This window comes from Bacteroidota bacterium, from assembly GCA_016706865.1.
GTDB lineage: Bacteria > Bacteroidota > Bacteroidia > Chitinophagales > BACL12 > UBA7236.
This window is the reverse complement of the sequence record JADJIS010000002.1, coordinates 1397393-1423275: the sequence shown is the minus strand read 5'-3', so window position 1 is coordinate 1423275 and position 25883 is coordinate 1397393. Positions and strand designations below refer to the sequence as shown.

Sequence of the window (25883 nt, the reverse complement as noted above, 5' to 3'; positions counted from 1 at the left end):
TTGCAAGGTTGACAGGGTTTATAACGGAGGAGAAACTGCCACTGTCTACTGCCTACTGCCACTGCCACTGCCTACTCCCTACTGCCACTGCCTACTACTACTGCCACTTCCTAAAATCATCCTGTGCCTTAGCGTAATCCTCAGGAATCCCGATGTCGATAAAATATCCGTCGAAAACTTTTCCGAAGACATTGCCTTTTATAAATTCTTTTTCGAGAATTTCTTTTTCGAAGGAAAATTTATCGGGAAGATCTTGTGAAAATATTTTTTTATCGAGGCAATAAATTCCGCCGTTAATTAAACCTTCCTCTACATATTTTTTTTCGTTGAAGGCAATTATTTTATGGTCGTTATCAATTTCTACTGTTCCGTAACGATCAAATTTTTGCATTTTTTTTAAGGCTACAGTCAATAGTGCTTTATGATGAATATGCAAATTAAATAAAGCTTCGAGATCAACATCGAAATAGGTATCACCATTAATTACATAACTCACCTCCTGATTTGCATATTTACTTGCCTGCAAAATTCCACCACCAGTTCCTAATGGATCATCTTCAATAGAATAAGTAATTTTTAAATTGTGATAATGATATCCAAAATGATCGATGATGGTTTCTTTTAAATAACCAACAGCGAGAATTACATGTTCAATTTCCTGATTGATAAGATCGTCGAGGATATATTGCAGAAAGGGTTTTCCTGCAACGGGAGCCATAGGTTTTGGCAACAGATTAACAACAGTTTGCAAACGCGTTCCAAATCCGCCTGCAAGAACAATTGCTTCATTTGGTTTTTGCAATTTCATTATTGGGGACGATCGAATAATGCTTCCTCAACAAGTTCACAAATAATATGTCCGAGCATAATATGAGATTCCTGAATACGCGGTGTATCATTGCTTGGAACATTTAATAAATAATCGCAATTATCTTTCATTTTACCGCCGGTTGCACCTGTCATGGCAACTATTACCATTCCTCTTTCACGTGCAACTTCAAATGCCTTTAAAATATTTGGAGAATTTCCTGAAGTGGAAATACCGAAAATAAAATCTCCTTTTCTACCTTTCGCTTTTAATACTCTGGAAAATATCTGATCGTAACCATAATCGTTTCCAACTGCGGTAACATACGATGAATTAACATGTAATGCTTCTGCATCCAGAGGCGGACGGTCGAAATAAAATCTACCGGAAAATTCCGCTGCTAAATGTTGGGCATCAGCGGCACTTCCACCATTTCCGCAGAACAAAACTTTTTTATCCTGACGAAATGCTTCTGCAATTTCATCTGCGATCTTTTCGCACATTGCGATCATTTCCGGGTTATTTAATATTTCGTTTTTAACCCTGATACTTTCGGCTACTACCGATTTAATTTTTTCTATTTTGCTTCCCATGATGTTAATCCGTATTGACTGAATTCAATATTGTGAACTTCCCCCCCGAATGTATTTAATACATCTATTACTTTATATCTGGTGTTTCCAGGACAATAAAAAGTCATAAATCCGCCACCGCCTGCACCGGATATTTTTCCCCCGGTAGCACCTGCCTTAATTGCTGATTCATAAATATTATCGATCACGTCGCTTGACACTCCAACTGCTGTTGCTTTTTTATTTTTCCATCCATAATCAAGAATATCTCCTATGCGATTTAGCTCTCCTTTTAGGATAGCCTCTTTCATCATATAAGATTGTTCTTTTAAATTATGCATTGCCTCGATCGACTTATCTGATTTTTTAGAAACGTTTGATGATTGTGCTTCAATAATTGTTGAGGATAAACGCGAGGTTCCGGTATAATACATTACGATATTAAATTCCAGCTCCTTTAAATAATTGGGACGTATACGCAAAGGATTTACAATTACTTTATCATCCTTATAAAACTCCATGAAATTCCATCCGCCAAATGTAGCTGCGTATTGATCCTGTTTTCCCCCGGCCATTGCGAGGTCTTTTCTTTCGATATCGTATGCAAGATGTGCAATATCATATTCGCCGAGTGGCAATCTCAACCATTCGGTAAATGCACCAACTATTGCCACAACCAAGGTTGAGGAAGAGCCCAATCCTGAACCCGGAGGAGCATCAACGTAAGTATTTAGCTCAAAACTAAGGGGTGCATTATGATTAAAATCTTTGATAATACGGTTATATACACCCTTCAATAGATCCAAAGTGCCATCAATTTCGAGTTTGGAGGTGGAATCGAGTTCCACGGTTTCTTTTTTATCCATAGCGGAGAGCACGATCTTGCCGTCTCTGCGCGGAATAATGGTGGCATAAGCATATTTATTGATGGTGGCGTTCAAAATACAGCCACCGTAAATATCGCTGTAAGGACCTACGTCTGTTCCGCCGCCGGCTAAACCAATCCTTAATGGAGCTTGACTTCTAATGATCATAAACTGTTTTCCCCTGTGATCTTTCGTAAAAAATTATCCTTTCACCCTCAAAATCGGGTGCAAAGATGATGAAAAAGAGGGGAAAAATATAGAAATGGTTGTAAATTGAGGCTGGAATTGACGAAAAATTAATATCAGGCTCTTCTTCTTTGTCGGAATAATAGTTGACAATTTAAGCCGTATAAGTATATTTCCAGACCGCCAAAGAACTAATTTCAATTCTCACTTGGAGGATCCTTTAAATTGAGCTCATTTAACATTTGTTTCAATTTTTCTGCGTGTACCATAAGATCCATCAATTCTGCCTCGGCCTCTTTTTCTGCATTTGTTTCTGCAGCATCAAGCATTTGTTTTTCCTCATCCGAAAATGTTTCATAGGCAGATTCCAGATTTTTCATCATGTTATCCGCTAATGTTTTTAATCTGTTTGCCATTAATTCGGGCGTGAGAGGATCTTTTGAAATTAGGGTCATTTCGGTACTTTCATCGCAATATCTGCAGGAAGGAGCATCGAGCTCCGTGTAACCGGATTCCAGGCCGCATTTTATGCAGCGATAGATCATCATAAATTTTGGTTTATCTTTCATTTTTAAGGAATTAATTATCTCAAAAATAATTACCTGAAAGAAAAATTCAAATTAAAATAAGGCTTTTTTTGCGTGTAGAAAATAATAATCGGTTATCCACGGATACAACCAATAAATAAGAGAAATTCGTATTTTATTTTTTTCGAAATTCTCTCCAAACAATTGGAAAAAACTGCATATCATCCACAAAATACCTTCTAAATAATCTTCCCGGTTCCTGTGTGAATCGGTAAAACCATTCCATTCCTGTTTTTTGCCAGAATTTTGGAGCGCGTTTTTTTAAGTTTAGGTAAAATTCATATGAAGCGCCCATTAATAAAAATAGGGGCATTCGATGTTCTGAGTTCTGGGTTCTGGGTTCTGAGTTCTGGGTTCTGAGTTCTGGGTTCTGAGTTCTGAGTTCTGGGTTCTGGGTTCTGAGTTCTGGGTTCTGAGTTCTGGGTTCTGGGTTGAGTGACTGCGACTGAGACTGCGACTGCGACTTCTTAAAATGCTCGATCAATCCCAAAGCAATATGATTCTGTTTCGGAAATCGAATTCCGATAAAAACATAATCAGGTTTTATTTTATCGAAAATTTCGGAGGCGCCGGTAATTACATTTTTTAATTCGTCGGGATTATTCACATCAAAAAATGGAGGGACATAATATTCAAGTGATGGATATTCTTTTTTCAGCAGCTCTCCCACTTCAGGGCTTGGAGCAACAACCATTACGCGTTTATTTTCGTGGATTACGGCTTTCCATAAAAGGGGAAATAATTCGCTGCCGGGCAAACGGCTTTCTAATTTTTTTCCTAATAATTTACTCGCCCAGATAACGGGTTGTCCGTCGGGTAATATATAATATGATCTTTTAAGAATTGCAGAAAGATCGGCGTATTGTTTTTCATTTAATTTAACAACATCATCAACATTGGGAGTAAATAACAAAGGCAATAAACCCGAATTTTCATCATACTCCTTATTAAAGTTTAATATGGATGAAATAGTTTCATCGAAGTTTTTATCATTGATAAGATCGAGATCAAAAATGCGGGTTCTTTTTATCATAAAATAATTTCTTTCCCCTATTTATTTATTTCTGATATAATCTATCATGTCTTTAATTGTCTGGTCGAGCGCAAATGTTTGTTCCCAGCCTGTGTCCTTTTTTAATTTGGAAGAATCCCCAAAAATAATTGGTTCATCAGTAGGACGCAATAATTTGGGATCAACTTCCACAGGTAATTTAATTCCCATATAATTTTCTATAATAGGAATTATTTCATTGATGAGATATACTTTGTTTCCGGAGATATTATATACATCTCCCCAAGTGCCCTTATCACTTAATAAAATTAATGCATTTACAAGATCACGCACATCGGTAATGGCGCGTTTTGTCTGCAAATTTCCAACCTTTAAAACGTTTATTTTTTTTTGTTCTATCTCTACTGCGCGATGTGTAAAATCTGCAACCACATCATTTGTTTTTCGCGGTCCTGTGGTATTAAAAATTCTCGCTCTAATACAGCGGATTTTATCGTTCTGATAATATTGAAATGATAAAAGATCTTGTCCCACTTTGCTTACTCCATATGGATGCAATGGCAACAAAGCAGTATCTTCTTTAACAGGAGTATTTTCCGGTGTTAATGATGCACCATATTCCGCACTTGAGCACGCCACAACAACAACGGGATCATAATTTTTATCCGTTTTTCTGACATATTTGATCGCCTCGAAAATATTAATGGTTCCATTTACATTGGTATCCATGGTTTCCTGCGGACGATGCCATGATACAGTAGGATAACTCTGTGCCGCGAGGTGAAAAATTTTATCCGGTTTTATATCATCAATAATATCCAACACCCGCTGATAATACCGAACATCACATTCCACCAAATGCACCTTTCCCCGAATATCTTCAAGATCGGTGGTAGGTTTAAAATATGTCCCAACAATTTTATGTCCTCCTTCCCTGTGAAAATACTCCACCATATGCGAACCCACCATTCCACAGGCTCCAGTTATTAAAATATTCATTGATCCTTGTTTCGTTATGTTTCGGAGCAAAGATAATGATTGAATGTTGTTTTGGGAGGGTTGGCAGGGTTAGCAAGGTTAGCAAAGGTTCAATTCGGAGGAGTATCATTTGGGCGGGTATCCGATTAATGTTCTTTATTCTTTGTTCTTTATTCGATATTTCTCCAGTTGACAGGGTTGGCAAAGGTATATTGCGAAGGAAAATCATCGGGGTGGGTATATGTTTAATGTTCTTATTCCTTGTTCTTTATTCGATATTTCTCTGGTTCTGATTGAAATTTGTGTTTTTGTAGAGTCGCAAAATTTAGCGACTCTACAAAAACACAAATTTCAATCAATGTTTCATTTTGACCTCCACTCCATTTTCCACTTCCGTTTTATTTATCCGATATTTAAAACTGAGCATTACATATCGGCCTATTGTATTTGATTCTTTAACCTGAATAAAATTATATGCGCTGGTTTGGGTGAGGCCTGAATTTTTGTCGAGCAGATCATATCCCTTTAAATTAATTGTTCCGCGATTTCCTTTTAAAATATATCTTGTAATTTCTGCTTTTAATATGGGAATGGTAATAATATCGTCATCGCCTTCCGTTGCATAACGATCTACATTAGCATCAAAAGAAAATCGCCATTTATCGGTGGGAGAATAATCGCCTTCTGCAAATAGAGAACTATTAATATAATTTCCACTCTGCGTTGTTTGAATAGAATATTTTGCCTGCGTATAAGCAAGCGACGCACCGATGGAGACATCCAGTTTTGTTTTTTTTCTGTTGTCGAAACTGATCTCGGCGCTGTGTGTGAATGCATCTATGGAATTTTCAATATCATTGATATAATTAATTCCGCGGTCATAATTTTCGCTTAAGGATAAATGACTATTAATTTTTAAAGGGCGGATAGGCGTAGAGAAATCGGCGGAAATACTTGCACCAAAGTCAGATGGTGTATTAATTAAAGTGAGAGATTCACTAAGATCTTCATTAATTGTTTTTGCGTAATTGATCTTATCTTTTGTATAGGTAAGATTCAGATTAGTGAATAGGGAAGTAAATGAAAACTGGTCGAACAACATATAATGCAAATTCAACATATGGCTATATTCCGGTTTCAGGTCGATATTTCCTGAATATAATGATAAAGAATTAAGATAATCAGTAACAGGCATTAATTGGCTTGCGGAAGGTGTGGTAAGATAGGATTCATAAAATAAACGGATATGTCTTCCTTCTTTTATTTCTTTATCGTAATTAAATGACGGTAAGAAATAAATATGATCAGAGTTATTTTCAGAAGTTCCGTTCAAATTATTTTGCATAGTCAGATATTCCGCTGCGAGTGTGATCTTCCAATTTTTTTTCTGAGAACTATATTTATATCCGATCGCCGGTTTTAACCAATAATTATTTCTGTTGAATTCCGGACTCAGGGAGTCAACAGGAAGTTCATCACCGATCAAACTCGCTTGTTCTCTGTTTAACAATTCGTTAGTGCCACCTAAGGAAAGTGATGGCTCTAAATAATATCCATTTTTTATTTTATATAAAGCATTTTGAGTTACCGAATAATCAAATAACTGATTTGTATTATTCTGATAAGAATTATCCACTGCTTCAATGCCCATGTCAAAATACTGCGTTAAATTATCCCATTGTGTTTCTGATAAAGTGGATTTTGCGGATCCGGAAGCTGAAGTTTTTACGTATCTCCATTTACTATTTAATTTATGAACATAATTTAAATTAATATTTCCTTTAATACTATTAGAATTTTCAAAGGTTTCACTTGTAAGAGCATTGGTGAGAGAATCGGAAATATAATTATGGATAAGATAATTTCCTCCCTGATCACCATAAGAAAGCGTAGCGCCTCCGGTTGCAATTATATTTTGCATGGAATCAGGTTTGTTCCTGAGATTAAAATTCAATCGGTGCGCAAAATTATCGGTTAATTCATTCATGTATTCTTCCGTATTATAATCGAAGTCAGGCAAGAAGTTTTGCGTAAAGGTATTCTCTATTAGATCTTTACGTGAACCATTTCCGAGATATGAAAAATTAATACGGTTTCCGGGAGTTTCTTCATGGGTATAATTTGCACCGGCTGCACCTGATGTTATTAAACCGTCGACCGAGCCACCAAAATTAATGGGAATATTATCGCCATCACCCGAACTAATTCTGAAACCACCACCACCCATCATGGCACCCATTCCTCCACTGAAGTCTATATAATCGTTTAAATTAAAACCATAGTCATTAATATTATTAAACATACCTAAAAATGCGATCTGATCTGTTTTTGTGAAACGATATAATTTCGCATTAGCTTTATAAGTATCCTCCGTGCCATAACCTGCAGTTACATCACCTAACCACATACTTTTTCTATCATCCTTTAATAAAAGATTTATTGTTTTACTTCTTGATCCATCTTCAATTCCCGTAAATTCTGCATCCTCTGATGATTTATCATACACTTGCACTTTTTCGATCGCGTCTGCAGGTAAATTTTTTGTTGCAACGGTTGGATCGTTGCTGAAAAATTCTTTTCCATCCACCAAAACCTGTTGCACATCTTCCCCCTGTGCTTTTATATTTCCGGCCGCGTCAACTTCAACACCCGGCAATTTTTTTAATAATTCTTCCACGGATGCATCAGGAGTTGTTTTGAATGAACCGGCATTATATTCAATGGTATCTCCCTTAATTTGCAAAGGTGTTCGTTCACCACTAATATTAACTGCATCAAGTTCGTTCACCTGAACCTGCAATACGAATATTCCGAGATCATCACCAGACAAGCGCGGAACACCTAAGATTGTATCGTAGGTGCGATATCCTATAAAGGAAATCTGTAAAATATATTTTCCGGGTTTTACATTTTTTATTTCAAAACTTCCATCCTCCTTACTAAATCCAAAAAAGGCGAGCGTAGAATCTGCTGGTTCCAGAAGGGCTGCAGTAGCATACATTACAGGTTCTGTTTTTTCGTTAATTATAAATCCTTTCAGGGTTTGCTGTTGTCCAAATCCCACAGAAGAAATAATAATTAACAAGGGAAGTAAAAAATATTTGAATCTCTTCATTTTCTTATAAATTAATTTCCCGATTATTAATCTTCTTTTATATGAATGATAACCCTTGGTCCTCCCTCCTGTCCTTCAATTCCCATTTCTTTCATTTTTTCAGCAACAATTTCATCAAATTCCTCCTCGGTAACTTTTTTGCCATCCTTAGGTTTTACTATTTTTTCAGCATCTAGTTCCGGACTTACCAATGTTGCTGTAATAATTCTTTCACCATCGTTGATATTTACTTCCAACACCATTCCGGGAAGTCCCACAAATTTACCGGGTCCTCCTGTGATAGGAATTGCAGAAGTAAACCAAATTGTTTTTTTATCAACGGAATCTTGTTTCACTGCTTCCATACAAGGATAATTAAGGATCATTTTTTGTTTACCGGTCATCTTCCAACCTTCTGCATTTAATTCACTTTCAATTAAAAACTGGCGTTGCATAAAATCCTCTTTCCGGGTAATTGTCTTTTTTTCGAAGTCGCAATAAACCTGATTATCAGGAGGAGCCATTCTAAACATAAAATGATTACCATCACCTGACTCGGCCTGCTCACTTGTTTTTTCATTTTGAGCCGCTTCGTCATTTTTATATAAAGAAATTTTATCGTTGTAATACAAGGTAGTTTTATTTGTCATTTCCGTTGGCATTCCGGGTGGAGGAGCCATTCCTCCTTCCAGATTAATTTCGAGTTTCATGGTCTCGGTATAGGAGATGGTACCCGATGTTTGAGCAAAGGATTTGTTGAATAGAATGAAAAATAAGGAAACAGTGGTTAATACTTTCATATCATTTAATTTACTGCAAAAGTAATGGCAGCTTTTAACATACATCGTTAATCGCATGCCAAATAAGGTTAATTAAGGTTAATCGAAGCACAAGTTAAAAAGACTATAGTTAATTTTGTTTAATATTTATGATAAAAATACAAAAATTATCAAGAGTTATTTTTTTAATGATAACCAGTGCATTGTTGTTATTGGTATTCATTATACGCTGGTTACAGACGGAGTATACAGGAGAAAAAAATATTCTGCAAAAGGAGTTATTCGAACAATTTATTGCAGCTGAGTCACGGTTGATGGATAGCGTTATTTCGAAAAATTTTATCGAACCTATGTTACTGGATACAGCGGGTTTCGAAATACAAACAATAAATTACACGGGACCACATCCGGAAGGCGACTCGATAAATATTATATTAGAAGATGTAAAATTTGACACTTCCTTAATTCATAGAAATAACATGCGGAAAAATTTACCGGAAAATGCAAGGATAGAATTTCGGGTAGAGGAAGACAGTACTGATATAATTTACAGTGGTGTTAAAATGTTTATTTCCAAAGTAAGAGGACCGGAGGGAAGTCACGATTTTTTTGAGAATATGATAACCGGAGACGATTCGGTTATGATGAAAACTTTTTTTGCAGAAAATTTAAGCAACAAAAAATTATCCGTTACTACAAACTGGAAACAAAATAAAACCCACAGCAAATTTCCACCAACGCCGTTTTATTATGAAAGTCATTATTTCGAAAAACCTTTTGGCGTTCAGGTGACACAATACAATAATTATATTCTACAACAAATTTTACCGGAAGGGATATTTTCTTTAATTCTTTTCCTATTGATAGTAACTTCGTTTATATTTTCTTATCGCAGTATTAAAAGTCACATTAAACTCGCTACTTTAAAAGATGATCTTATCAGTAACATTTCGCACGAATTAAAAACTCCCGTCGCAACCGTAAAAGTTGCAATAGAATCTATTCAAGCGATGGATCCTGTGGAAAAAAAGGAGAAAATTAAAGACTATCTGGGAATGGCATCAGAAGAAATTGAGCGTTTGGAATTACTTGTTAATAAAGTAATGAATACGGTATTAAATGAAAATGGAAAACTGGTATATCAAAAAGTATACCATGATTTAAATATAATTACCCAAGAAACCATTCAAACCCTACAGCTTCAAAATAAACAGACGGAATTTAATTTTTATTCTGATACTGAAAATGCCACTGTTTTGGGAGATGCTTTACATTTAAAAGGAATATTATTTAATTTGGCCGAAAACAGCATTAAATATGCAAAAGATAAATCGATAATAACCATTAAAATCAGCTCAACCCCAGATCATATTGTTTTAACATGGAGTGATAACGGTCCGGGAATTCCGGAGGCATATAAAACAAAAATATTCGAAAAATTCTTTCGTGTTCCTTCCGGAAATATTCACAATACGAAGGGATATGGATTGGGTTTATTTTATGTTGCGCAGGTGATGAAAGAACATAAAGGTTCCATTAAAGTAAAAAACAATCCTGATTCAGGTTGCACCTTTACATTACAATTTCCGAAACCATGATAACAAAAAAAATATTATATGTGGAAGATGAACCCAATCTCGGTATAATTGTATCGGAGACCTTACAACAAAAAGGCTTTGATGTATTACTAATTAAAGACGGTGCATTGGTAATGGATAATTTTAAAAAATTTGTACCGGATATATGCATTTTAGATGTGATGTTACCAAACGTGGATGGTTTTGAATTGGGCAAACAGATTAGAGATCTAAATAAAAACATGCCAATTATCTTTCTTACTGCTAAAACACAGACTCAGGATGTAATTGAAGGATTTTCCGCAGGAGGAACAGATTATATTCGCAAACCCTTTAGTATTGAGGAACTTGTTGCGCGCATAAATAATCAGTTTCAACTAATAAATAATCAAATTCTAAATACTTCGGGAACTATAACTATTGGAAAATATATTTTTAATCCTCATAAACTTGAGTTAAAATTTTTACAAACTGTCCATCATCTTTCCAACAGAGAAGCAGAAGTTATCACAGTATTTTCTCGTAATCTGAATCAAACAATAGATCGCAAAAAATTATTGTTGGAAGTATGGGGAGATGATTCCTTTTTTAATTCACGAAATCTGGATGTTTATATCAGCAAGTTGAGGGAATATTTTTCTGGTGATGAGGGAATTAAGATCATTACACTTAAAGGGAAGGGGTATCAGTTTGTGGTGGAAGGGTGACGAGTAATGAGTAATGAGTAATGAGTTTGTCCGCATGGAACTTTTTCTAGAAATCAAACTTTGATCAGGATTCACGATCTCGGCGGACTCACGATTCACGATTCACGATTCACGATTCACGACTACGAAATGAGTAATGTGTAATGAGTAATGAGATTGACCGCATGGAACTTTTTCTAGAAATCATACTTTGATCCCGAATTCACGATCTCGGCGGACTCACGATTCACGGTTCACGATTCACGACAAGTTAATTCGATGCAAACTTCTCCAGATAACTCTTCACTGCATTTTTATTCACAGTGAACGACATCATTTTAAGTTTTACATAATCTTCATTCACGTAAATATATCCGAAACTTGGACTTGCCGCTCCGCAATTTCTGGAACCGGATCCGGAGTCTTTGAAGAGAAACCATGTTTTTCCATCCTGTTCTTTAAATCCCACCAGATGCATAGCGTGATCATCAGTTGTGGAACCATTATTTAATCGCAACTGACGTGCAGCATCATTGATATTTTCACTTGCAATATCCCATGTGGGAACAACGGCCATATTATTCCAGCTATCCCAACCCGGTTCTGAAACATCACCGCCGATGCTAATACTGTAACCATTTTTTAGCGCAGTTTTTAATGCTTCCATAAATTCATTTGCGGGTAAATTATAATAGGATGCGTCATTCCACCAATTATCAGGGACATCATATTCTGCTTTGGTATAAAACGGTTTTTGCATGAGGCTCATAAAATCAACATAATTATTCATGTCGAGTTTTAAAATATTTTTTGCATATTCAATTGGTGTATACGATTTATTTTCGTACGTTACTTTAGTTGGTGGTTCTCCCATATAAAAATTAAGAATGGATTTAATGGTATTTACCACTTCAGTTTCATTCCAATTATTACTTGTTTTAATACTTTGCAAATAAGTATTCATTTCACCCAACATGGCTTCATGATTGTAAAAACTTGCAGTGGATGTTTTTCCTTTATAATCGTTGTAAGGCACTATTCCGTAATCTTTTATCATCCAGGTGGTGCCATTTGTTTCGCTGCCTTCACCAAAGGTCATATTGCCTCTGTTGGCAACAAAATATTTTGCTCTCTCTACATATTGCCAATACACCACATACATCTCACTCAATTTCACTTCGAGTCCGCTTGCTTTTTTAGTTTCACTTTCGAAAAACGACATAGTGGAAAAACACCAGCATGTTCCGGTATTACCCTGACTAACAGGATCGTTATGCCATACCTGCGTGTATAATGAAGGATCTTTAGGAGCGGAAATTCCGCTGGCATCAATTTTAAATACACGATTATCCTTAGGAGTTGCCGGCACATTTTTATTGATATCAGTCATTATGACATCATTAAAATAACCTCCCTTCGGCTCGCGGTATTCGGCCTTGGTGGGTTGTTGTGCAAAAAGGGAAACGGAGAAACTGCATATTGCAGCAAGTAAAAATAAATTCTTCATAGTCGCAAATTGTAAAACAAATTTAAGGTTAATGTTATTGGGGAGGAAATAAATTTTGTTAATGTTTGCTAAGATTGAGGCCGCGAAGTCGCGAAGAGCGCGAAGTAACCGCTAATAAAACCCAATCTAAAAATAAACATAAAATACTTATTTATCTCAAGAATTTCCAATACAACTTTCTCGGAATATTCAATAGATCATATAAAAACTGCGCATGAGCGGGTTCATTAATATGGGACCAGTTTTCGGGGAAACTATATCCCCAATATCGCATAAAGGGACCGAAGACAAATTTTGCACGCCGTTTAGCTTTATCTGTTTCGTAATAACTCCAAAAATCTGATTTCTTTTCCGGAGTTTTATTTGCCTGAGGGAGATCACGGGTTATTGGCAATCCGAGTTCTGTAAATACTTTTCTGTAATCAGCAACCAAATGTTCGAAACGAATGATATGATCCATTTTTTTGTGATGTAAAATACTCCAGTTGCTATAAGGCCATTTAAAGAATTTCAGAAAATAGGTTTCAAAGGATGCATTATTTTGAATTATAAAATTATATCTCTCCTGATCTCTGTTTTTTGCAAGCGACTTTCGCAACCATTTCCCCGGGCGTTTTCTTCCAGAAGAAAATCTTTCATCCAGATCGTTCTTGTATTTAAAATACATACTCACCGTCTGATCTAACGGATTGCGAACAGATCCAATTGATCGATATTTTTTTTCTTCCGCATTTGCCTTCCTCAAATAATCATCATACGTAGCATGTTTATTTAAAAAGGGCTCACATCCATATTGCTCTCGAATTTCTTTCGAAATTGCACTCGTAGCCGTTAGTGGAAGTTCTACGAAAATAAATTTGTGTTTATGATCTATTACCATTTTGTTAGTTATGAGTTCGGAGTTCTGGGTTCTGAGTTCTGGGTTCTGAGTTCTGGGTTCTGAGTTCTGGGTTCTGAGTTCGGAGTTCGGAGTTCTGGGTTACCAAAAGTTTACAGGGTTTGCAAAAGTTTTTGGGTTACGATCCGATTAATGCCTGCCCGGCCACTGACGGGTTTCTTATTTTTTGATTGTTATTTATTATTCATCTCGTTTCAATACGGAGGATTATCCTTCAATGTTACAAACTGTTGACTGCCCACTGTTTACTGTTCACTTTTTTTTCATGGTTTGCATTTATTTCATGCACAGGCCGGCTGTTCATTGGTACATCAATTTCCGTAAGTTTCCACAAAATTAAGAATATCATTTTTAACATCTTCCGGCAAGTGCCCACCAAAATAAATTGTTCCCATATCATGGCCGTAAAGAGGATAAAAATAATATTGATGTTCTACTTCAGCAATATTCAATGCATTATTTAATATTTCACCTTGTGAGGCTGGAACTATAAAATCCAGTCCACAATATTGCAACAGTGTTGGCACGGAGGCCGAGGTTACATGCGTTACAGGGCTAACTTCCATCCATATTGCAGTATCTTCCAGATAAGTTGTTCCGGTAAGATTTTCGATCAAAGCATTTAGATCAGGATTAGTTAAAAAATAATCGTCTGTTACGTCCGTTGGGCCTGCGAGACTAAAAACTGCTTTAATAGCATTATCAGCATTATTATGGTAAGCTGTATATAATGCGAGATGACCGCCGGCACTATGACCGGAAATTATTATTTTATTTGGTGAATAAACGAATGCATTTGATTTGGAGATCAAAAAATCTACTGCTGCTCTCACGTCATCAGCAAGTTCGGTGTATAAAATTCCGGAGGCGGAATTTGCCAGTCGGTAATTAATATTCGCAATAGCAAATCCGCGATGCTGAAGATCAGACAAAACTAAAGCATAATCACTTTTATCACCTGCGTTCCAATTTCCACCGTGAACGAATATTAATAACTTAGTTTCCAAAGTTCTGGAAGCGGGCAAATAAACATCTAATTTTTGTAAAGGGTCAGCACCATAAGAAACTTCGTAAATAGTTTCTTCCAGCAAAGCGGTTGGTTCATCCTCATTATTACAAGCTGTGAAAATCAGAAATAAAAAAGGAAGAATTAATATTTTAGGATGAAACATTTTCAAAGTTAGATATTTTCGTCGAGTATTGTATATAAACTATCCCAGGTGTAATATTTTGCAGCAGTAATTTTACTTGCAGCTGCAATTTTTTCCCATTTGTTTTTATCTGTCAATAATGTTGCCACATAATCCCCGAACATTTTTACATCATCTGCAATTAGTATATCCTTTTCATGTTGCACCTGAAGTCCCTCTGCTCCAATGGTTGTGCACACCATAGGAATTCCTCTGCATAATCCGTTTATTGTTTTCACCTTCATTCCACTACCGAAACGAAGGGGAATAATATTGACTTTGCATTTTGTAAAATATTCTTCCAGATCAATAACAAATCCTGTGATAATAATATCGCTATGATCCTTTGCAAGTTGTATTAATCGCTGGTCGGGATTTTTTCCAATGATATATAATTTTAATTCGGGGAATTTCGATTTTAATTCTTTCCAGGTTCCGTTCACAAACCAAATTAATCCTTCAATATTTGCTTCCCAGGTTAGGGTTCCAACATATACCAGACTATTTTCCAAAGTATCAAAAGCTGGAATTGGAATTTTGATCTGATCATCCTCCCCTATATGTAAATAATCGCGAAACTTTAATTTTCGTTTTTCGGGATCAGGTTCATGCATGGCATTGTCGTTGGTAGCACCTAAAACAATATCGGCTTGTTTTACATATCGCAATTCCCATTTTTTAATTCTATTTGCCTCTTGTTGAATTACGAATTTTTTAATGGGATTTGTTTCCACTTCTGCATATCGGCTCCATATTAAATATTCAGCGTTGTGGCTTCGAAAAATTACTTTTCCCTTATAACTCTTCGGAATATATTGCATCACTTCATAATGCTCCGCAATAATCACATCAAAATCGTTTGCAATACTTTCAATCTTTTTTTTCATTGTTTCTGAATAATTCCGAAACATGTTTATGGTGATTCCTTTCACATAACTTTTTATGAGATTTGCCGGGGTTCTTTCTACATTTAATACTTCAAAATAAGACTGTTTTATACCGGTGTCGGCAAGAAATGCATCTTTATATTTAACATCATCTCCCTTTAAAAAACAGGCAAAAAACAGGTCGTGATTTTTATGAAGGTAAGTTGCTAACTTGTAGGAATTAAATAAACTTGCACCATGGTTGGTTGGGAAGGGAAGGTGAATTGTGATATGTAGTACTTTTTTACGAACAAGCGACATGAAAAAAAAATTTGCCACGAAGACGCAAAGGGCGCGAAGTAAACGCAAAGAAATTAACCTATAAATAAAATTAATTCCCGATTGATTTTCCTTCGACTATTTATGCAACTTTCTATGGTTTGTTAAATGTATAAATTAATTAAAAAAAATTATTTCAACCTCCGTTTAATCGCCTCCACCATATTTTTCATGCGATGCAAATTAAATAATATGGCTAAAACGATCTTTATTGGAAATGAAATATAATAATATAAAATATAAAGGGGATTTGGATTTACTTTATTAACGGTGTAACCGAATTGTTTCATATTATCGCCACAAATATTCTGACAAAACCAAAGTTCGCCGTTATTTAATCCCCCTTTTTCCCAATTTCCTGCTCTTTCTGTTTTTATTCCGAATTCATCCGGTTTATCGGCTTCGTTGCTGGAACCAACCTGAGGAATCATGAGCATATTTTCACTAAAATCAATTTCCAAAAACTGACATAGGTTTTTAATTTCGATTTGGGAATCATTCACCATTTTTTCGAAATACATGGTATGCAATTGCGGATGGTCTTTATATTTTGCCGCAGCTCTTATACTGGAATTCCACAATTTGGAAATGGTTATGGGATGATAATTTATTTTTAACCTACGCTGCTCTTTCTTCGTCATAAATTTAGCACCCATAGCTCGCCGTTGCCATTTTCGTTTTTGGCTCAACATTACTCCACGCGGATCCCTTACCATGTTCACTATTTTGGCTCCGGGAAATAATTCCAGAATCTCACCAATATAAAATACATCCTGAGGAGTTTTTTCGCAAGGAATGGACTTATCATGTTTTCTTGTTTCAAAAAACAAAAATGCATTTAAAACGCTATGCGGAAAAATATCTCCTTTTATATTTTTGATAATTTCCTGCGCATCCGATTGATATTTATCTAAATTCATAGCAGATAAATACCCATCTCTTTGAATAAATAATAATTTAGAAGCAAGTGTTTGTGCTTCCTCCTGTGAGATCACTTTATGTTTGTCGGAAGTACTCCAAAGCTGCTCAAAAAAATGCAATTCCTCCAGCATATATATGTTGGAGTGATTTCCCAATACACGGCGCATCATTGTAGTGCCACTGCGGGAATTACCTACGATAAAGATTATTTTTTCACTTGCAGTCAAACTCATTTCCAGGCAGCAAAGATAAATTATTTAACCCCAATTAATTCGTCCATAGTGTTTTGGGCAACATAATGATAGCCTGGGCGCGCTTTTGTGTATATTCTAACAGCCATATCTTTCTGGCCGGTTTTGATCATAGCCTTATATAATGGTGTGAGGAATTTTCTCCTTCCAACAGAACACAAGAATGTATCAATTGCAGGATATGCAACGGAATAATTTCTCTTAATTGCAAGTTCATACCAGGCATCTGCAATTTCGCTATTTCCTGTTCCGGTAAACTTGAATAAACCGTCGAGATAAACCATCTTTTCCAAAGAAATATCATCAGGTAACTGGTAAATAAAACGCAACCATTCATGTGTCGACCAGGATTTAACTTGATCTACCGGAATATTATTTTCACTACTAAGTCCTTGCAAAATATCATCAACCTTTTCAAATCGCGCAGAAACTACCTTTGGGCAATTTGCAGGAATACCCGGGCCATATATCCACTCATCAATATTTACATCCGCAAATTTTTCTTTATTGGGTTCTATCAGATTTTTATTCAGATAAATAATAAAATCTTCGGTGGTCATTACACTGAATGCATTGGTTGTAAAGTAACCGTTTACAAAAACATCCCATTTTTCTCTTCCTACTTTACTTTCGAGCAAACGTAAAAAATAAGCTCCTTTATTATATGCAATATCTGAAACCCCTTCATCAGGATCTCGACCTTCTAATTTTAATTTTAAATGTGTATCGGGAGATGTTGCACCAAAATCTTTTACCGTTTCTACCAGTCCTTCATATTCCAAAACCTGCAACATATCGGCATAATCTTTACCGTATACTGCTTCCATAATTCTATTTTCGAAATAGACGGTAAATCCTTCATTTAACCAGAAGTCGTTCCAATTTGCATTGGTAACTAAATTTCCGCTCCAGCTATGTGCTAATTCATGTGCAACAAGTGCGACCAAACTTTTATCACCTGCAATAATTGTTGGAGTGGCAAAAGTAATTCTTGGATTTTCCATTCCTCCAAAAGGAAAACTCGGAGGCAGAACGATTACATCATATCTTCCCCATTGGTATTTTCCATATAATTTTTCCGCACTTTCGAGCATATTTTGCATATCGCTCAACTCCCATGCACAAGCTTCCACAAAAGAAGGTTCGGCATAAACACCGGTTTCGTTTCCAACAGATTTAAATGCAAGATCACCAACTGCAAGACTCATTAAATAAGAGGGAATGGGTTGTTCCATTTTAAAATGGTAAACACCATCTTCATTTATCTTTTGAGGATTTTCCGCACTCATTAAAGCGATCATTCCTTTGGGAACTTCCACCTGAGCATCAAATGTAAATCGCACACCCGGCCCATCCTGACAAGGTATCCAGGTTCTGCATAAAATTGCCTGCGATTGCGTAAATAAAAACGGAAATTTTTTATCGCGGGTTTGTTCTGCATTCAACCATTGGAGAGCCGCTGCGCCTTCGGAAGTTTTATAGGTGATACTCACTGTTTTTGCAGATGTAGGAATATCAACTATAAGTGCAGAACCTAAAAAAGATTGCCCTGCTATAGTATCTGCTAATTTATAATCAGAGCTGGTATTTCCATCCACCATTATATTTTCAATGATCAGATCGCGGGTATCGAAAATTACCTGTCCGCTGTTCGACTTATTTTCAATGGTCCAGGTGGCAACAGCTGATATAACTTTGGTGTCAAAATCTATTTTTGCCTTCCAGCTTAAATGTTTAACAACAGCTTCATTTGTTTTGGCAAAAGAGTGCGGATCTATTATTTGCATATTTGTTTGTTGGTCTGGTGAATTTTTTTCCTTCGTATTACAGCTTATCAGTGTGATGATCAATGGCAATAAACAAAATACTCTCAGATTCATACAGTTGATTTGTGGCGGCAAATTTACAGAAAGTCGGCTCCCTATTCTAAACTTGCTGATATCTTAACAGCTTATTCAAAAATAAAGACCCTCAAATTCACAAATATTTATATTTTTGACCGCCATTCGCAGCAAAAGCGGGCGGGGCACCGAAAACCATTCACAATCACTAAAACAACAGCCGGCAGGAAATGTTAATCACTTTTGTTATCATCTATATGGTGATAACCTTTGCGGTAGGGATTTACACGAGCAAACTCGTAAAAGGATCCAAAGATTTCGTTCAGGCCGGGCGCAGACTACCTCTGTTTTTAAATGCCGCCGATCTTTTTGCACTCTGGTTTGGTTCGGAAACCATTTTTGGAGCTTCCAGCGAATTTGCACAGCACGGATTGCGTGGAGTAGTGGAAGATCCGTTCGGAGCAGCCTTATGCCTCGTTTTATTCGGAATGTTCTTCATCAGGCGATTATATCGCATGAATTTGTTCACTCTGGGCGATCTTTTCAAAATAAAATATGGTAAAACTGCGGAAGTAACAGCGAGCTTTTTTATGTTGCTCACCTTTTTCGGCTATATCGCTGCTCAGTTTATTGCTTTGGGATATATTTTTTCATTTGCAACGGGTGGAGCAGTATCCATTCAAAGTGCATCCATTATTTGTGCCTGTATTGTGATGGTTTATACCATGGTTGGAGGAATGTGGGCAGTTTCCATCACCGATTTTATACAGAGTATCATTATTGTGGTGGGATTTATTTTTGCCGTTTTTTTCTTATTAAATGTTACAGGAGGGTTTGATAATGTAATTGCAAATGCTCCTGAAAATGCATTTCATTTTTTACCGGATGGCGATTCTTTTTCCATCATTAATTGGCTGGGTGCCTGGATGGTGGTAGGACTCGGATATATTCCTTCGCAGGATGTATTTCAACGAGCAAATTCTGCGAGAACAGAAAAAGGTGCAGTCCGCAGCATGTATATTGGAGCGGGATTATATATTTTAATTGCGATGATGCCATTATTTATAACATTGTGTGCAAAGGTGATTTATCCGGAAAATACTTTTGAAGATACGCAGGCGATTATTTTAACCATGATAACCGAGCATACTCCGTTCTGGTTGCAGATCATATTTTTTGGTGCATTATTATCAGCTGTATTAAGCACATGCAGCGGAGCAATTTTAGCGCCTGCGAGTATATTGGCAGAAAATTTTATTAAACCATTATCCAAAAAAACATATACCGATAAACAATTTTTAAGAATACTGCGATTAAGTGTAATTTTTATTGGTTTTATCTCCATTTGTATAAGCATGATGCGCAGTAATATTTTTGCATTAGTGGGTGAATCTGCAGTATTGGGTATGGTGAGTTTATTAGCCCCTGTAGTGGCAGGACTCTATTTTAAAAATGCAACTAAAACAGGAGCAATGTTGAGCATGTTCAGCGGAATAATTGTTTACGTTTTATTCGAATATATATTTCCTGTTCTACCTGTTGAAGCATTTCTTCCGGCAACGGTGGTGAGTTTTATTTTTATGTATACGGGCAAATTTTTTGAAGCGAGGAAACCGGCTGCAAGATTGGCGTAAAGGGAAATAGGAAGTAGGAAATAGGAAAATAAATCGTGGGATATTGTAAAATTTCGCAAGAAATTTGAACTCCTTACTCCTTTCTCCTTTCTCCTCCATTTTACATGAAGTTTTTCGTGTAACCTTTGTGTGTAGAGCCCATGCATTTTTTCTGTTGATATCGAAAAGTAAACCCCGGGTAGGGGGTGACATTATTATAATACAACATTTAATTGTTTGGAATACAACCCCGGGCAGGGGGTGACATTATTATAGATACAACATTTAATTGTTTGGAATACAACCCCGGGCAGGGGTGGCATTATATCCCAAAACACAAAAACGATATTAATTTTAAAAGTCGATATTTCAAAATAGTCTTCTATTTGATTAATAATTGTACACCTGTATTTTTATAGGGTGGTATATAATGCCACCCCTACCCGGGGTTAGCGCAGAATTTCTCTTATTTTTTTTCTATAATAATACCACCCCTACCCGGGGTTAGCGTAGAATTTCTTCTGTTTTTTTCTATAATAATGCCACCCCTGCCCGGGGTTAGCGTTGAGTTTCTTCTATGTTTTCTTTTGTGACGTGGTGGTTATTTTTTTACCACAAGAGACATAATGAAACGCCCAAAGAACAATATTCTAAATATACATAAAATCTTTATGATCTTTTTTACCACAAGAAACATAAAAGATTGAACAAATAAGAATGGAGAAATTAAAAGATTATTATTGTGTTGCGATTAATAAATATGCCTATTGAACAACAAATTTTTCCCACAATAAACCTTCATTGCTATGCAAGGTAATAATATATTCTCCAGACATTAAATTATGCTCCCAATTTTGAGTATAGGTGCCTGCAATAATTTTTCCGTGATATAATCTATAAATTAAATGTCCGTTCAAATCAAAAACATTGAGGTCAATTGTTGTATTTCTATCTATGGTATATTTTACTGAAATAAAATTTTGTGATGGATTTGGTGTAATATTAAATAATGCGTGAATTGGATCAAAAATATTTTGAATGGCAACTTCTGTGGTATCCTCTTCTGTTGTATCAACGGGCGCAATATAACTTGTATCCGAATAAACATAAATAGATTCGCCGGAGGAAAATGCGAGATTATCGTTTACTTTAAAAAATCTGTTCATGTTATAACCGAAATTATTAATATGCCAGGTTTCGCCACCATCAAAAGTTTCTAAAATATCGTAAGAACCTGTCCAACCCGTATCAACATTTATAAAACCACACATTTCAACATAATGATATTCATCACTTACTGTTTTTACTTCCCAATTCATGCCTGCATCAATTGATTTTAAAAATCGCGTTTCAAATCCTCCGGCAACATCAGCAACAGCACCAAAAGCATTAACGGAATCCAATAATTGTATTTTCCATACGTAATCATTCGGGTGATCTGTTAATTTTTTTACCTCCCAATCTGCACCGCCATTTTCTGTGTATAAAATTATTCCGCCCTCATCCAGATTTGCACTTTGTCCCGACACAAAACCATGGTTTGCATCCGTAAATTTTATGTCTACCAGCGAATAGGCATGGGAGGTCATATTTATAAATTCCCAGCTTTCGCCTTTATCGGTACTTTTAAAAATATAGGCCGGGTTGCTCCAGACTCCGCATATATAAATTGTGGTATCATCCGCAGCACTCATTCCGCAAATACCATCAAAAGAAATGGGAAGCAGTGCAGAGATATCCTCCCAATTTTCGCCACCATCTTCTGTTTTATACAATCTGCCGTATAACGACCCTGCAAATCCGACATTTTCATCAAAAAATTCCACAGACCTGAAATAATCGGGACTGCTATGCTTCAAAATCCAGTTTTCGCCGGCACTTATCGTTTTAAATATCTCCCCATCACTGTTCACTGCCCATCCGATGGAGTCGTTAATAAAAAAAATATCGTCGAAACGCCCTGCAGTAGGGGTTGCGGGGTACGTGAACCAGTCCGGAGCGGGTTGTGCTTTTATATATTGAAAAGAGCAAAGGCTTATTAAAAGGAGGAGGTTACGCATCATTTGTTAATTACTTTAAATAGCAAAGGGTGAAGATACGAATCCTCACCCTTTAAAATGATATAAAACACTTTTATAAAGCGTCTATGGAAAGTGCCAGAAATGTAAAGGCAAAAGGCAACATTATCCAGAAGAACTGGCTCATGAAAATGATCATTATAACGGTTGCAGCACTAAACACAAGGCCCAATAACAGCCATTTCATGTTCACTTTTACTTTATACTTAGGTTTTTCGGTATGATCCATTTTTGGTGGTTTTTGTGGTGCAAATGTAAGGAAGAATATTGAGTTGTGAAAAAAGGTGGGTAGAAAAGATATTTCGTTTAAATTTAAAAGGATTTTGGGCGTGTCCCTGCGGGCCGCGCTTTTCGCTACAAGTCCTCGCTCGTGCCTCGCTGTGGGCTTTCCGCTACAATCGCTCACGCGGCGTCCCTCTAAAAATTTTACTTGACTAATAAGAATAATCATTCATGAAGTTCTGCCATACTTACGCATTCCCAAACACAACTTCCCCACCCTTCTCATCCACAACTATCGTATCATCACTTTTCACCTCTCCCGACAAGATCTTTTTAGATAGTTCGTTAACTATCTCTTTTTGGATAACGCGTTTGAGTGGACGGGCTCCGAATTGAGGATCAAATCCTTCTTCGGCGAGCCAATTAATTACTGCATCAGAAAAACTTATTTTAATATCACGTTCGGCAAGCATTTCTTTTAAACCATTTAATTGTATTTCAACAATGCCTTTTATTTCATGTCGCAATAATGGTTTAAACATGATCACTTCATCAATGCGATTTAAAAATTCAGGTCGAATTGTTTTGCGCAGAAGATCCATTACTTCAATTTTTGTTGTTTCGGTAACTGCGAGTAAATTATTTTCGGTAACCCCTTCAAATCTTTCCTGAATTACATGCGAACCAATATTACTGGTCATAATGATGATTGCGTTTTTAAAATCAACAGTTCTTCCTTTATTATCCGTTAATCTTCCATCATCTAAAACCTGCAATAAAATATTAAATACATCCGGATGTGCTTTTTCAATTTCATCCAATAAAATAACAGAATATGGTTTTCTGCGCACTGCTTCTGTTAATTGTCCACCCTCATCATAACCCACATAACCCGGAGGAGCTCCAATTAATCTGCTCACACTGTGGCGTTCCTGATATTCACTCATATCTATGCGCGTCATTGCGTGTTCGTCATTAAATAAATAAGAGGAAATTGCTTTTGCCAATTCTGTTTTTCCTACACCGGTGGTTCCAAGAAAAATAAAAGAACCTATTGGTTTTTTGGGATCCTGTAAACCTGCCCTGCTTCTTCTTATTGCATCAGAAACAGCAATTATCGCTTCATCCTGACCAACCACGCGTTTATGTAATTCGTCTTCCAGCTTCAACAATTTCATCCTGTCGCTTTCCAACATTTTTGTTACGGGAATACCGGTCCACTTAGCGACAATTTCTGCAATATCTTCAGCATCCACTTCTTCTTTCATCAACCTTTTGGTTGCATCCAATTGTTTTAATTCCGTTTCAAAATTTAAAAGGTCGGTTTCTGCTTCTTTAATTTTTCCGTAACGCAATTCTGCAACTTTCCCGTAATTTCCTTCGCGTTCAAATTGTTCGGCTTGCAATTTGAATTGTTCTATATCCGATTTTTTTTGCTGCAATTTATCCACCAATTCTTTTTCCTGTTGCCACTTTGCTTTTATTGCATTGCGCGTTTCAGAAAGTTCAGAAATATCTTTATTGAGTTCTTCCAATTTTCTTTCATCCTTTTCGCGTTTTATTGCTTCGCGTTCAATTTCGAGCTGACGAATTTTTCTTTCCACCTCATCCAATTCTTCCGGAACGGAATTCATTTCCAAACGCAATTTCGCTGCGGATTCATCAATGAGGTCAATTGCCTTGTCCGGTAATTTTCTATCGGAAATATATCGTGAACTCAATTCCACTGCAGCAATAATAGCGGCATCTTTAATTTGAACCTTATGATAATTTTCGTAACGTTCTTTTAATCCTCTCAAAATAGAAATACTATCCTCAATACTCGGTTCATCCACCAATACTTTTTGGAAACGGCGTTCGAGTGCTTTATCTTTTTCAAAATATTTTTGGTATTCCGCTAAAGTTGTTGCTCCAACTGCTCTTAATTCTCCTCTAGCCAAAGCGGGTTTTAAAATATTTGCTGCATCCATGGCACCTTCACTTGCTCCGGCACCAACGAGAGTGTGTATCTCATCAATAAATAAAATAAATTGCCCTTCACTCTGAATTACTTCCTTTACAACTGCTTTTAATCGTTCTTCAAATTCGCCTTTATATTTTGCTCCGGCAATTAAAGAACCCATGTCGAGGGAATAAATAATTTTTGACTTCAGATTTTCAGGCACATCACCATTCACAATTCTATGTGCAATACCTTCCGCAATTGCAGTTTTTCCCACACCTGGATCACCAACTAAGATCGGATTATTTTTTGTTCTGCGCGATAAAATATGCAAAACTCTTCTTATCTCTTCATCTCGACCAATTACAGGATCTAATTTTCCCGATTTTGCACGTTCGTTTAAATTAACAGCATATTTATTTAATGCGTTGAGTTGATTTTCTCCTGACTGCGAATTCATGGTAGTTCCTTTGCGCAATTCTTTTATTGCAGATTTAAGATCTTTCTCCGTAACTCCCTGCGATTTTAATAATTTACTTACATCATCATTACTCGCAAGAATTCCCAATAAAATATGTTCCACCGAAACAAATTCATCACCAAATTCTTTTAAATAATTTTGCGATTTTGCAATGGTAAGATTTGCATCACGAGATAAATATTCGCCACCCTTACTTTCTACCTTAGGTAATTTTGCTAATTGTTCATCTATCTTTTGCTCAAGATAATTGACATTAACGTTTAATTTTTTTAATAAATAACCTATCACCTCATCGTCACTACCTATCATAGATTTTAAAATATGATCGTTGGTGATCTGTTGGTGATCCGATTGCATGGCCAGTTGCTGTGCCTGTTGGATCAGTTCCTGACTTTTTTATAGTGAAATTTTGTAAATTCATAATTTTAGATTGTTCTTATCGTATTTCTTATACGCAATAAATATACTTTATACCTAATTGCCTCAAAGTGAGACAGATTGGCTGTTTTGCATTGGTCTCAAGCGACAACTTGTCGCCATAAACAAATTTTACCTGCCATTTAGCTACTAATATAAGTAGTTCGGAAGT

The 25883-nt window shown here is 36.2% G+C and carries 19 protein-coding genes and 1 pseudogene; 3 read left to right on the top strand and 17 right to left on the bottom strand.

The window, feature by feature from the left end; translation table 11 throughout:
* Positions 1-97 precede the first annotated feature (97 nt).
* The 8 genes from IPI31_08950 to IPI31_08915 all read right to left on the bottom strand — a co-directional run bounded on the left by IPI31_08950 (position 98) and on the right by IPI31_08915 (position 8903).
* Positions 98-808: a nucleotidyltransferase family protein gene (locus tag IPI31_08950; GenBank protein MBK7567941.1), complete on the bottom strand. Its 711-nt coding sequence runs from the start codon at positions 806-808 to the stop codon at positions 98-100.
* Entirely contained in the window at positions 808-1401 is a 594-nt protein-coding gene (locus IPI31_08945; GenBank protein ID MBK7567940.1) for a D-sedoheptulose 7-phosphate isomerase, read from the bottom strand. Before IPI31_08945 ends, IPI31_08950 begins: the two co-directional genes overlap by 1 nt.
* A complete protein-coding gene (locus IPI31_08940) occupies positions 1386-2414 on the bottom strand; it encodes a dehydrogenase (protein ID MBK7567939.1) in 1029 nt (342 codons plus the stop codon). The genes IPI31_08945 and IPI31_08940 overlap by 16 nt, the downstream gene beginning before the upstream one ends.
* A 215-nt stretch (positions 2415-2629) precedes the next feature.
* The gene (locus IPI31_08935) at positions 2630-3001 is read right to left on the bottom strand and encodes a hypothetical protein (protein MBK7567938.1); all 372 of its coding nucleotides are present in this window, start codon (positions 2999-3001) and stop codon (positions 2630-2632) included.
* 133 nt (positions 3002-3134) lie between these two features.
* A complete protein-coding gene (locus tag IPI31_08930) occupies positions 3135-4052 on the bottom strand; it encodes a WecB/TagA/CpsF family glycosyltransferase (protein ID MBK7567937.1) in 918 nt (305 codons plus the stop codon).
* 21 nt (positions 4053-4073) lie between these two features.
* Positions 4074-5030 (bottom strand): GDP-mannose 4,6-dehydratase, encoded by a 957-nt coding sequence (locus tag IPI31_08925; protein MBK7567936.1) that lies wholly within the window; start codon positions 5028-5030, stop codon positions 4074-4076.
* A 334-nt stretch (positions 5031-5364) separates the two neighbouring features.
* Positions 5365-8124 carry an outer membrane beta-barrel protein gene (locus tag IPI31_08920; protein ID MBK7567935.1) on the bottom strand — a complete coding sequence of 920 codons (2760 nt, stop codon included), beginning with the start codon at positions 8122-8124 and terminating at the stop codon, positions 5365-5367.
* A 26-nt stretch (positions 8125-8150) separates the two neighbouring features.
* Entirely contained in the window at positions 8151-8903 is a 753-nt protein-coding gene (locus IPI31_08915) for a GLPGLI family protein (protein ID MBK7567934.1), read from the bottom strand.
* 128 nt (positions 8904-9031) lie between these two features.
* Between IPI31_08915 and IPI31_08910 the strand changes: the two genes are divergently transcribed.
* Positions 9032-10480 (top strand): HAMP domain-containing histidine kinase, encoded by a 1449-nt coding sequence (locus IPI31_08910; GenBank protein MBK7567933.1) that lies wholly within the window; start codon positions 9032-9034, stop codon positions 10478-10480.
* Positions 10477-11166 (top strand): response regulator transcription factor, encoded by a 690-nt coding sequence (locus IPI31_08905; protein ID MBK7567932.1) that lies wholly within the window; start codon positions 10477-10479, stop codon positions 11164-11166. Before IPI31_08910 ends, IPI31_08905 begins: the two co-directional genes overlap by 4 nt.
* 250 nt (positions 11167-11416) lie before the next feature.
* Here the strand turns inward: IPI31_08905 and IPI31_08900 are convergent, their stop codons facing one another.
* From IPI31_08900 to IPI31_08875, 6 genes are all read right to left on the bottom strand, one after another.
* Positions 11417-12652 (bottom strand): peptidase C1, encoded by a 1236-nt coding sequence (locus IPI31_08900; GenBank protein MBK7567931.1) that lies wholly within the window; start codon positions 12650-12652, stop codon positions 11417-11419.
* Between the two features lie 151 nt (positions 12653-12803).
* Complete coding sequence (locus IPI31_08895) at positions 12804-13532, bottom strand: hypothetical protein (protein ID MBK7567930.1); 729 nt, start codon at positions 13530-13532, stop codon at positions 12804-12806.
* A gap of 329 nt (positions 13533-13861) precedes the next feature.
* Complete coding sequence (locus IPI31_08890; protein ID MBK7567929.1) at positions 13862-14722, bottom strand: alpha/beta hydrolase; 861 nt, start codon at positions 14720-14722, stop codon at positions 13862-13864.
* An 8-nt stretch (positions 14723-14730) separates the two neighbouring features.
* On the bottom strand, positions 14731-15927 hold the full coding sequence (locus IPI31_08885) for a glycosyltransferase family 4 protein (protein ID MBK7567928.1): 1197 nt from the start codon (positions 15925-15927) through the stop codon (positions 14731-14733).
* 149 nt (positions 15928-16076) lie between these two features.
* Positions 16077-17099 (bottom strand): sulfotransferase, encoded by a 1023-nt coding sequence (locus tag IPI31_08880; GenBank protein ID MBK7567927.1) that lies wholly within the window; start codon positions 17097-17099, stop codon positions 16077-16079.
* Positions 17100-17119: 20 nt separating this feature from the next.
* Positions 17120-18997 (bottom strand): M1 family metallopeptidase, encoded by a 1878-nt coding sequence (locus tag IPI31_08875; protein ID MBK7567926.1) that lies wholly within the window; start codon positions 18995-18997, stop codon positions 17120-17122.
* A gap of 191 nt (positions 18998-19188) precedes the next feature.
* On the opposite strand from IPI31_08875, the gene IPI31_08870 reads away from it, so the two are divergent.
* Positions 19189-20592 (top strand): sodium:solute symporter family protein, encoded by a 1404-nt coding sequence (locus IPI31_08870; GenBank protein MBK7567925.1) that lies wholly within the window; start codon positions 19189-19191, stop codon positions 20590-20592.
* A gap of 743 nt (positions 20593-21335) precedes the next feature.
* Here IPI31_08870 and IPI31_08865 read toward each other — a convergent pair.
* From IPI31_08865 to clpB, 3 genes and pseudogenes are all read right to left on the bottom strand, one after another.
* A complete protein-coding gene (locus tag IPI31_08865) occupies positions 21336-22631 on the bottom strand; it encodes a T9SS type A sorting domain-containing protein (protein MBK7567924.1) in 1296 nt (431 codons plus the stop codon).
* 73 nt (positions 22632-22704) lie between these two features.
* Complete coding sequence (locus tag IPI31_08860; protein MBK7567923.1) at positions 22705-22878, bottom strand: hypothetical protein; 174 nt, start codon at positions 22876-22878, stop codon at positions 22705-22707.
* A gap of 241 nt (positions 22879-23119) precedes the next feature.
* A pseudogene (gene clpB, locus IPI31_08855) lies at positions 23120-25715 on the bottom strand (ATP-dependent chaperone ClpB).
* Positions 25716-25883: the final 168 nt, after the last annotated feature.